Genomic DNA, 9519 nt, shown 5'->3' with positions numbered 1-9519 from the left:
CCCATGGCCGACACCGTCTACAGCAAGACCCAGATCGTCGGGACGTCCGAGAAGGGCGTCGACGACGCGATCCGCGGCGCCATCTCCCGCGCGTCGAAGACCCTCGACGAGATCAGCTGGTTCGAGGTCGTCGAGATCCGCGGCCACGTCACCGACGGCGAGGTGGCGCACACGCAGGTCACGCTCGCCGTCGGGTTCGCGCTAGCGGATACGAAGTAGGTGTGCGCTCCGCGCTCGTGAGCACTCAGGGGGGCTATAGCCCCCTATAATGCTCATGAGGGCTCCGCCCACCTCACCGATCGCAGCCGGGAAGCCCCTCGCGGGTGCCGACGTCCAGCGGGTCCAGGTCGCGGGGGTCGGGGGTCGGCACCCAGCGGCCCTCGCGCTGCGCGTAGGTCCAGCCCGGCCCCCGCGCGACCAGCTGCGCGACGGCCGCGACCAGGCGGTCCACGTCGGCGGCCGTCGACGCGAGACCGAGACTCGCCCGCACCGCGTCCCGGCCCTCGGTGAGACGCGCCAGCAGCGGGTGGGCGCAGAAGCGGCCGTCCCGGACCCCGATGCCGTGCTCGGCCGAGAGCGCCGCCGCGACGAGGCCGGCCGGCAGCGACGCGACCTCGAAGGCCACCACCGCGACGCGGTCGGGCGCGTCGGTGAACTGCGACAGCAGCCGCACCCCAGGGATCGCACCGAGCCCGGCGCGCAGCCGGTCGGCGAGATCGCGCTCGTGCGCCGGGACCGCGGTGTCGATGACCGGCTCGAGGGCCCGGCAGGCAGCGGCGAGCGCGACAGCGCCGAGCAGGTTCGGGGTGCCGCCCTCGTGACGCTGCGGGGCGGGCAGCCACGCCGTGTCGGTCGCCCCGTCCACGACCGCCACCGAGCGCACCGCTCCCCCGCCGGCGAGGTGGGCGGGGGCCTCGTCGAGCCAGTCACGTCGACCGACGAGTACCCCGGCGCCGTAGGGCGCGTACAGCTTGTGCCCGGACAGGGCGAGGTAGTCGGCGCCGATCGCGGCGAGGTCGACCCGGCGGTGCGGGGCGAGCTGGGCGGCGTCGACGGCCACCCGGGCGCCCGCGGCGTGCGCGAGCTCGACGATCTCGCGCAGCGGCAGCGTCTCGCCGGTGACGTTGGAGGCACCGGTCACCGCGACGAGGGCCGGCCGGTGCGCCGCGACCCCGGCCCGCAGTGCCTCGACCGTGGCGCGGACGGTGCCGGCGGCGGTCACCACGTGGTGGTCGGTGTGCCGCCAGGCGAGCAGCGTCGCGTGGTGCTCCAGGTCGAGGGTCAGCACCGGGCCGGGCACGGCGCGGGCGAGCAGCGCCAGGGCGTCGGTGGTGTTGCGGGTGAAGACGACGACGTCGTCCCCCCGGGCGCCGACGAACCGGGCGACGGTGTCCCGGGCCGACTCCAGCAGCGAGGTGCAGACCCGCGAGGTGTAGCCGGCACCGCGGTGCACGCTCGCGTAGTAGGGCAGCACCTCCGCGACGTGGTCGGCGACGGCCTGCAGCGGCGGCGCGCTCGCCGCGGCGTCGAGGTCGGCGTGGACGACCCGGCGGCCGTCGACCAGCGGCACCTCGAGATCGGCGCCGACGCAGGCGGGCAGGGACGTGCTCAGGACAGCAGTCATGACGGTTCTCCGTGACCGTCGGGGACCCGACGGTGCGGGTCCGCGCTTGCCGACGGCGGGTGTCGCGTCGGCCTGGTCATCACCCGGGGCACCCCACCGCGGAGGAGGGTTGCCGACCAGCGAGCCGGGGCTTCGCGCTGGTACTCGTGACCTGTCCGGAAAAGTAGCAGGTCGCCTGCGGACCGCAAGGATCTCGAGACTGTCGGCCCCCTCACCTACCGTCCGCCCCGTGCTCTCCCACCTCCACGCGACGCTCACCGAGATGTTCCGGCACCGGCCGGCGTTCGCGGCCGAGGTGCTGTCGGACGTCCTCGGGATCGACGTTCCACGGTTCGGGGAGGCACGGGCCGGGCCGACCGTCGCACCCTCCGTGCGGCCGACGGAGCACTACGCGGACGCCGTGGTCCTCCTCCGGGACGGAGCGCGCACGGTGGGCGCGGTGATCGTCGAGATCCAGCTCCGGGTCGAGGAGGAGAAGCGGTGGACGTGGCCGCTCTACGTCGCCTCGACGCACAGGCAGTGGAAGGTGCCCACCGTGCTGCTGGTCGTCTGCCCGTCCGGGCCGGTCGCCCGATGGGCCGCCCGGGGCGTCGACCTCGGTCCCGGTATGGCCCTCCGGCCCGCGGTGCTCGGACCCGACCTGGTCCCCGTCGTCGACGACCTCGCAACGGCCAGCCGCTCCCCCGAGCTCGCAGTGCTCTCTGCCCTCGCCCACCCCGACGACAGCACCGAGGCCACCCTCGCCGTCCTCGTCGACGCGCTCGCGACGATCGATGACGACCGCCAGGTCGAGTACGCTGCTCTCGTCCTCGATGCGCTTCCCGCCGGCCGCCGAGCACTCCTGGAGGACCTCTTGTCCAGTCGATCCGACGTGTACGCGCGAATCCACGACACCTACCTGGGCCGCACTCTGCGCGCCGAAGGAGAAGCGCACGGGCGCGCCGAAGGAGAAGCGCACGGGCGCGCCGCGATTCTCCTACGCATCCTCGACCGACGCGGCCTCGAGATCACCGACCAGGCCCGCACGCGGATCACCGGCTGCTCCGACCTCTCTCAGCTCGAGACCTGGAGCGACCGGGCCCTCACCGCGACCACGCTCGAGGACGTCTTCAGCCCCGGCTGACGCCGCCGTCCCGGACCCCGGAACGAACCGCGACCGGGAAGACGACCAGCGCCCACACCGCCACGACGAGCGTGTCCCACGGCGCCGCCATCACCGACAGCCCGTCGAACGAGCCCAGGCCCGAGAGCACCGTCAGCACCACGAGGTGCGCGACCAGCCACGCCCCGCGGCGCAGCTCCGGCCAGAGCGGGGTGCTGCGGTCGGTGCGCCACAACAGGACGAACAGCGGGACGCCGATCAGGGTCAGTGGCAGCGCGAGTCGCAGGTCGTCGAACCCCGACCAGTAGACGAACAGGGTCGCCAGCACGAACGACACGGGCGCGATCACCTTCAGCCCCGGCACCCACCCGGAGAGGCGCTCGGGCTCGCGGCGCCGGAACACCTCCGCCGCCACCGCGGCCGAGAGGTAGAGCAGCAGGTACAGCGTGCCCATCACCGAGACGATCTCCTGCCACCCGCGGAACGGGAGCAGGAACACGACGATGACGGCGAGGTTGAGCAGCAGCGCGCGTCGCGGCACCCCCGAGGCGGCGTGCACCCGCATCAGGGCCCGCGGCAGCAGCCGGTTCTTGGCGAGCGCGTAGGTGTGCCGGGCGTCGACCGCCACCCCGACGAAGGCCGACCCGCCGGGCGAGAGCACGGCGTCGCCATAGAGCAGGGCGGCGAGGAAGCCGAGGTTGAGCGCCACCGCGAGCTGCCCGAAGGGCGACTCGAAGCTCACCCCCTGCCAGCCGGCGACGAGGGCATCGTCGGGAACGGCGCCGAGGAACGCGAGCTGCAGGCCGAGGTAGAGGAGCAGGGCCGCGCCGATCGATCCGAGCACCGCGAGCGGCACGGTGCGGCGCGGGTTGCGGGCCTCGCCGGAGAAGTCGACGGGCGCCTGGAAGCCGTTGAGCGAGTAGACGATCCCGCCGCCGGCGAGCGCGGAGAGCACGGCGGCATAGCCGTAGGGGGCGAAGCCGCCGAGCTCCGGGGAGGTCAGGCGCGACCCGTCGAAGCCCGACGCGAGCAGCAGCACCACGGTGAGGACGGGGACGGCGACCTTGACCACCGTGACCGCGGTGTTGACCCGGCCGAAGAGGCGGACGCCGAACCAGTTGAGCGCGGTGAGCACGAACGAGAGCAGCACCGCGGCGGCGACGCCGGCGCCGGTGAGGGCGTCGTCGGCGTAGAGCCACGGCAGGTAGTACCCGGCGTACTGGACGATCGCGGTGAGCTCGGCGGAGGTCGCGCCGATCGAGAGCAGCACCGAGAACCCGATGACCGTGCCGGTGAGGCGGCCGCTGGCGTAGAGCGGCCACCGCACGGTCCCGCCGCCCTCGGGCCGCGACGCGCCGAGCTCGACCATCACCAGCGCCACCAGCGAGACGAGGATCCCGGCCGCGACCCACGCGAGCAGCGCCGCGGGGCCCGCGATCTGCGCGGCGTACATCGCGGAGAACAGCCACCCCGACCCGACGATGTTCGAGAAGCCGATCGCGGTCAGCGCCCAGACCCCGAGGTGGCGCCGCAGGCGCCCCTCCTCGGCCTCGATCTCGGGGGCGGGGGTGGTCATGACCGAGAAGTGTGCTCCGGCGGCGCACGTCCCACCGATTGCCGCACCACCCGTGCCGTCCGGTCCGCCCGGCCTCCCGGACGGGTTACGGTCGCCGGCGTGTCCCGACCCGCAGCAGTGACGTGGACGTGGCCCCGCCTCGCCGGGGCCGCGGCCGGCGCGTTCCTGCTGGCGGGCCTGGCGACGGTCGCCGTCGTCGGCGGGTCCGGGTCCGACGGGGTTCCGACGCCCGCGGCACCGGCACCGGCCCTGCCGGCGGTGGGCGCCGCGATCGTCCCTCCGGCACCTCCGGGTCCGGTGGCAGCCGCCGTCCAGGACGCCGTCTCGCCGGCCTCCGCCCGCCCGGACCCGGCCGCGGACCCGGCCGCGGAGAGTCCCGCGCCCGCCCGCGATCGGGTCGGGCCGAGGGGCGGGGGCGAGTCCGACGAGGGTCGCGGTGTCGGTGGGCCCGCGGACGACGACAGGTCCGAGGGCAGGGGACCCGAGAAGAAGGACAAGGGATCGGACGAGGGCAAGGGGTCCGACAAGGGCAAGAAGAAGGACAAGTGACCGGCCCGTCCGCGTGACCGTCGTCGCGATCACCGGGAATGGTGGCGGCACCGGCCGCTGTTGGTGGTTACCGTGAAGCCCGTGATCCGTCTCGTCTCGCGCCACTGGCTCGACGACCGCGGGTCCCCGTCGGGGCTGTAGTCCCGGTCCCCCGTCGCCCCCGAACCGGCAGGGAGGACCCCCGGGTGAACGCACCCACCAGCACCACCCTCGACGACCCGCTGCGCGCCGCGCTCGACGGCCCGCAGTCGCACCTCGCGGTGCGCCACGGCAGTGCCGTGCGTTACCACCCGGACGTCGCCCCGTTCCTCGCCCCGCCGCGCGACGCCGCGGAGTGGGACGACGCCGCGGTGCTCGCGGGACCGGGCGGGGTCGTCATCGTCCGCTCGGCGGCGCCGCTCGAGGTGCCCTCCACGTGGACCCTCGAGCGCGAGCTGCCCGGGGTCCAGATGGTCCTTCCCGACGAGGTCCCGGCGCCGGTCGCCGGGGACGCGGGCGTCGTGCGCCTCGGGGACCCCGACGTCGACGAGATGCTCGCCCTCGTCGGGCGCACGAAGCCCGGGCCGTTCGCGCGCCGCACGCATGAACTCGGTCTCTACCTGGGCATCCGCGATCCGCTCGTCGGCCTGGCCGCCATGGCCGGAGAGCGGATGCACCCGCCGGGCGCCTGCGAGATCAGCGCGGTCTGCACCGACCCGGCGATGCGCGGCCACGGGCTGGCGACGCAGCTCGTGTTCGCCGTCGCCGCCGGCATCCGCACCCGCGGCGAGACCCCGTTCCTGCACGCCGCCGCCGACAACACGACCGCGATCCGGCTCTACTCCCAGCTCGGCTTCCAGCTGCGGGCGCGGCCGAGCTTCACGGCTGTTCGAGCCCCCCAGGAGAACTCATGACGTTCCACCTCGCCGTCGCCCTGAATGGCACCGGCTGGCATCCCGCGTCCCCGTCGGGCGACGTGTACGGCGCCGACCACTGGGTGTCCCAGATCCAGGAGGCCGAGCGCGGGCTCGCCACCCTCGTGACCCTCGAGGACGGCTTCGCCCGCCCCGGTCTCGACTCGGTGCTGATCGCGCTGCGGGCAGGCCCGGTGACCTCGCACGTCGGGCTCGTCCCCACGGTGATCACCACCCACACCGAGCCGTTCCACGTCTCCACCCAGATCGCCACGCTGGACTGGGTGACGAAGGGCCGGGCCGGGGAGCGCGTGAAGGTCTCGGCCGACCCGGGCGAGGCCGCGCTGTTCGGGCGGCGGGACACGGAGAAGGAGTCGGGCGAGTCGCTGTTCGACGAGGCCTCCGACCACGTCGAGGTGCAGCGGCGGCTGTGGGACTCGTGGGAGGACGACGCCGAGATCCGCGACGCCGCGACCAACCGCTTCGTCGACCGCGACAAGCTGCACTACATCGACTTCGTCGGCCCGCACTTCGCCGTCCGCGGCCCGTCGATCACCCCGCGCCCGCCGCAGGGGCAGCCGATCGTCACCGCGCTCGCCCACGTGCAGCGCGCCTACCGGCTCGGTGCGCGGGCGGCGGACGTCGTGTTCACGACCCCCGACGGCGAGGGCCACGAGGGCCCGACCGGCGACGCGGGCACCACGCTGCGCGCCGTGCGCGCGGCGGAGGCCGAGATCGGGCGAGAGGTCCCGACGAAGGTCCTCGGCGACCTGCTCGTGTTCCTCGACGACGACGCCACCACGGCGCAGACCCGGTGGTCGCGCCTCGACGCCGAGAAGACCCTGCGCACCGACGCCGCCGTGCTCGCCGGGACCGTCAGCGACGTCGCGGACCGGCTCGAGGCCTGGGCCGCGGCAGGACTCGACGGGGCGCGCCTGCGACCCGCCGTCACCGAGCACGACCTGCCCCGCATCACCCGCGAGCTCGCCCCGGAGCTTGCCCGCCGCGGCCTGACCCGCACCGCGTACGAGGCCGACACCCTGCGCGGGCTGCTCGGCCTCGACAAGCCCGCCGACCGCTACGCCGGAGCCGTCCGATGACCAAGAAGCAGATCCACCTCGCCGCGCACTTCCCGGGCGTCAACAACACGACGGTCTGGAGCGACCCGGCGTCGGGCAGCCACATCGACTTCGAGTCGTTCCGCCACTTCGCGCAGACCGCCGAGCGGGGCCTGTTCGACTTCCTGTTCCTCGCCGAGGGCCTGCGCCTGCGCGAGCAGGGCGGCAAGATCTACGACCTCGACGTGATGGGGCGCCCCGACAACCTCTCGATCCTGCAGGCGATGGCCGCGGTCACCTCGCACATCGGTCTGGCCGGCACGGTGAACTCGACGTTCAACGAGCCGCTCGACGTGGCCCGCAAGCTCGCCTCGCTCGACTTCCTCTCGGACGGCCGGGCCGCCTGGAACGTCGTCACCAGCTGGGACGAGTTCACCGGCGAGAACTTCCGCCGCGGCGGCTACCTGCCCAAGGACAAGCGCTACCTGCGCGCCCAGGAGATGCTCGACGTCATCAAGCGCCTCTGGGACACCGACGGCGGCGAGTTCGACATCCACACCGACCAGTTCGACATCACCGGCCGCTTCCCGCTGCCGCGCAGCCCGCAGGGCCACCCCGTGATCATCCAGGCCGGGGACTCCGAGGACGGCCGGGAGTTCGCCGCGGCGAGCGCCGACGCGATCTTCACCCGGCACGCGGAGAAGACCGCGGGCCAGGAGTTCTACGCGGACGTGAAGGCCCGGCTGGCGAAGTTCGGCCGTCGTCACGAAGACCTCAAGATCCTGCCGGCGGCGACGTTCGTGCTCGGCGACACCGAGGACGAGGCCGCCGAGAACGCCCGCGAGGTCCAGTACCAGCAGGTCAGCCCGGCCACGGCGATCGCGTTCGCCGAGCAGGTGTGGAACCGCGACCTCTCCGACGTCGACCCCGACGGGCCGGTGCCGGCCTTCGACCCGAAGACCGAGGACGACGTCGACTCCGGCCAGCACTTCTCGAAGGGCCGCGCGAGCGTGCGGATGTACCGCGACCCGGTCGCGACCGCGCGCGAGTGGCGCGAGCTCGGCGAGGCCAACGGCTGGTCGCTGCGCGAGGTGGTGATCGCGAAGAACGGGCGGCACACCTTCGTCGGGACCCCCGAGCGCGTGGCCGAGACGATCGACGACTTCGTGCAGTCCGACGCCTCCGACGGCTTCGTCCTGGTCCCGCACATCACGCCCGGCGGGATGGACCCGTTCGTCGAGAAGGTGGTGCCGCTGCTGCAGGAGCGGGGCTCGTTCCGCACCGAGTACGAGGGGACGACGCTGCGCGAGAACCTCGGCCTGCAGCCGGTCCGGGCGCTGTCGCAGTCGTGACCGGTCTCCTCGACCTCGTCGGCGGCACGCCCCTGGTCCGGCTGCAGCACACGGCCGTCCACGCGAAGCTCGAGTACCTCAACCCGGGCGGTTCGGTGAAGGACCGGGCGGCGCTGTCGATGGTGCTCGACGCCGAGGCCTCGGGTGCGCTGCGGCCGGGCGGGACGATCGTCGAGGGGACCTCGGGCAACACGGGCCTCGGCCTCGCCCAGGTCGCGGCGGCACGCGGCTACCGGATGGTGTGCGTGCTGCCCGACAAGACCGCGGTCGAGAAGCTCGACGCCCTGCGGGCGTACGGGGCCGAGGTGGTGCTGACCCCGTCGGCGTTGCCGCGAGAACATCCGAACCACGTCATGCGGTACGCCCAGCGGATCGCCGACGACCGCCCGGGCGGGTGGCGGGCCGACCAGTACGACAACCCGGCCAACCCGGCGGTGCACTTCCGGACGACGGGCCCGGAGATCTGGGAGGCCACCGAGGGGCGAGTCACGCACTTCGTGGCGACCATCGGGACCGGCGGCACGATCTCGGGGACCGGCCGGTACCTCAAGGAGGCCTCCGGCGGCCGGGTGCGGGTGATCGGCGCCGACCCCGTGACCTCGGCCTACGGCGGCGGGGACGGCTCGCCGTTCGCGGTGGAGGCGGCCGGGCACTACGTGCACCCGCAGACGGCCGACGACCTGTGGCCCGAGTCCTACCACCGCGACGTCGTCGACGAGATCTTCTCGGTCCCCGACCGCGACTCCGTCCACGCGTGCCGCTCGCTCGCGCGCACCGAGGGGCTGCTGGTCGGCGGTTCGTCGGGCACGGCGTTCGCGGTGGCCCGGCAGGTGACCGGCGACTGCGTCGTCGTGCTGCTCCCCGATTCCGGGCGCGCCTACCTCTCGAAGTACCACTCGGACACGTGGTGCCGCCGCCAGGGCTTCCTCGACGGCGACCTCGACACGTTCGTCTCCCCGGTGGTCACGGTGCCGGTGGGGACGCCGGCCGCCGAGGCACGGGAGGCGCTCGCATCGTCGGGACAGCCCGCCCTGCCGGTGGTGCTCGCCGGACGCTCCGACCGCTTCCCGCCCGCCGCGGGCGAGGTGCTCGCCCTGCTCACCGCCGACGAGCTGACCGGCTCCGGCGTCGTGGGACCGGCGCCGACCCCGCCGGTGGGGGTCGGCGTCGGCGAGACCGCCGCCGACGCCCTCGCCCGCGTTCCCGACGATGCCTCCGTGTTCCACGTCGTGCGGGACGGGCGGCTGGCGGGCCTGGTCACGAGAGGTGCGCTGACGCGCTTGTGAGCACTGATCCGTGCCTGGACACGGATTAGTGCGCACGGGCCGGTAGGGGCACCCCCACCCCGAGACGCGGGGCGTCTCC

At 74.0% G+C, this 9519-nt stretch carries 9 protein-coding genes and 1 riboswitch; of the genes, 7 read left to right on the top strand and 2 right to left on the bottom strand.

The genetic code is table 11. The annotated features are described in order from the left end of the window. Positions 1-3: 3 nt before the first annotated feature. On the top strand, positions 4-219 hold the full coding sequence (locus tag ACFPBZ_RS02365) for a dodecin (protein ID WP_378034391.1): 216 nt from the start codon (positions 4-6) through the stop codon (positions 217-219). Between the two features lie 73 nt (positions 220-292). Here the strand turns inward: ACFPBZ_RS02365 and ACFPBZ_RS02360 are convergent, their stop codons facing one another. After that, positions 293-1624: an aminotransferase class V-fold PLP-dependent enzyme gene (locus ACFPBZ_RS02360; protein WP_378034390.1), complete on the bottom strand. Its 1332-nt coding sequence runs from the start codon at positions 1622-1624 to the stop codon at positions 293-295. A 37-nt stretch (positions 1625-1661) separates the two neighbouring features. After that, a riboswitch (SAM riboswitch) is annotated at positions 1662-1776 on the bottom strand. 77 nt (positions 1777-1853) lie between these two features. Between ACFPBZ_RS02360 and ACFPBZ_RS02355 the strand changes: the two genes are divergently transcribed. Further along, positions 1854-2747, top strand: a complete 894-nt coding sequence (locus ACFPBZ_RS02355; protein ID WP_378034389.1) for a hypothetical protein — start codon at positions 1854-1856, stop codon at positions 2745-2747. Here ACFPBZ_RS02355 and ACFPBZ_RS02350 read toward each other — a convergent pair. Further along, positions 2734-4302, bottom strand: a complete 1569-nt coding sequence (locus ACFPBZ_RS02350; RefSeq protein ID WP_378034388.1) for an APC family permease — start codon at positions 4300-4302, stop codon at positions 2734-2736. The two genes, ACFPBZ_RS02355 and ACFPBZ_RS02350, sit on opposite strands and share 14 nt — an antisense overlap. Positions 4303-4401: 99 nt before the next feature. On the opposite strand from ACFPBZ_RS02350, the gene ACFPBZ_RS02345 reads away from it, so the two are divergent. The 5 genes from ACFPBZ_RS02345 to ACFPBZ_RS02325 all read left to right on the top strand — a co-directional run bounded on the left by ACFPBZ_RS02345 (position 4402) and on the right by ACFPBZ_RS02325 (position 9440). Next, positions 4402-4851 carry a hypothetical protein gene (locus ACFPBZ_RS02345; RefSeq protein WP_378034387.1) on the top strand — a complete coding sequence of 150 codons (450 nt, stop codon included), beginning with the start codon at positions 4402-4404 and terminating at the stop codon, positions 4849-4851. A 185-nt stretch (positions 4852-5036) separates the two neighbouring features. After that, positions 5037-5744 carry a GNAT family N-acetyltransferase gene (locus ACFPBZ_RS02340; protein WP_378034386.1) on the top strand — a complete coding sequence of 236 codons (708 nt, stop codon included), beginning with the start codon at positions 5037-5039 and terminating at the stop codon, positions 5742-5744. Next, positions 5741-6844 (top strand): LLM class flavin-dependent oxidoreductase, encoded by a 1104-nt coding sequence (locus ACFPBZ_RS02335; RefSeq protein WP_378034385.1) that lies wholly within the window; start codon positions 5741-5743, stop codon positions 6842-6844. The genes ACFPBZ_RS02340 and ACFPBZ_RS02335 overlap by 4 nt, the downstream gene beginning before the upstream one ends. Beyond that, positions 6841-8154 carry an LLM class flavin-dependent oxidoreductase gene (locus ACFPBZ_RS02330; protein ID WP_378034384.1) on the top strand — a complete coding sequence of 438 codons (1314 nt, stop codon included), beginning with the start codon at positions 6841-6843 and terminating at the stop codon, positions 8152-8154. Before ACFPBZ_RS02335 ends, ACFPBZ_RS02330 begins: the two co-directional genes overlap by 4 nt. Continuing rightward, entirely contained in the window at positions 8151-9440 is a 1290-nt protein-coding gene (locus tag ACFPBZ_RS02325) for a pyridoxal-phosphate dependent enzyme (RefSeq protein WP_378034383.1), read from the top strand. The genes ACFPBZ_RS02330 and ACFPBZ_RS02325 overlap by 4 nt, the downstream gene beginning before the upstream one ends. Positions 9441-9519: the final 79 nt, after the last annotated feature.

It is taken from the genome of Actinomycetospora atypica (assembly GCF_042653685.1).
Lineage (GTDB): Bacteria > Actinomycetota > Actinomycetes > Mycobacteriales > Pseudonocardiaceae > Actinomycetospora > Actinomycetospora atypica.
This window is presented reverse-complemented; position numbering and strand designations above follow the sequence as displayed.

Coding starts and splice junctions, on each gene's coding strand:
- ACFPBZ_RS02365 (WP_378034391.1), top strand. CDS start 4: ATGGCCGACACCGTCTACAGCAAGACCCAGATCGTCGGGACGTCCGAG.
- ACFPBZ_RS02360 (WP_378034390.1), bottom strand. CDS start 1,624: ATGACTGCTGTCCTGAGCACGTCCCTGCCCGCCTGCGTCGGCGCCGAT.
- ACFPBZ_RS02350 (WP_378034388.1), bottom strand. CDS start 4,302: ATGACCACCCCCGCCCCCGAGATCGAGGCCGAGGAGGGGCGCCTGCGG.
- ACFPBZ_RS02335 (WP_378034385.1), top strand. CDS start 5,741: ATGACGTTCCACCTCGCCGTCGCCCTGAATGGCACCGGCTGGCATCCC.
- ACFPBZ_RS02330 (WP_378034384.1), top strand. CDS start 6,841: ATGACCAAGAAGCAGATCCACCTCGCCGCGCACTTCCCGGGCGTCAAC.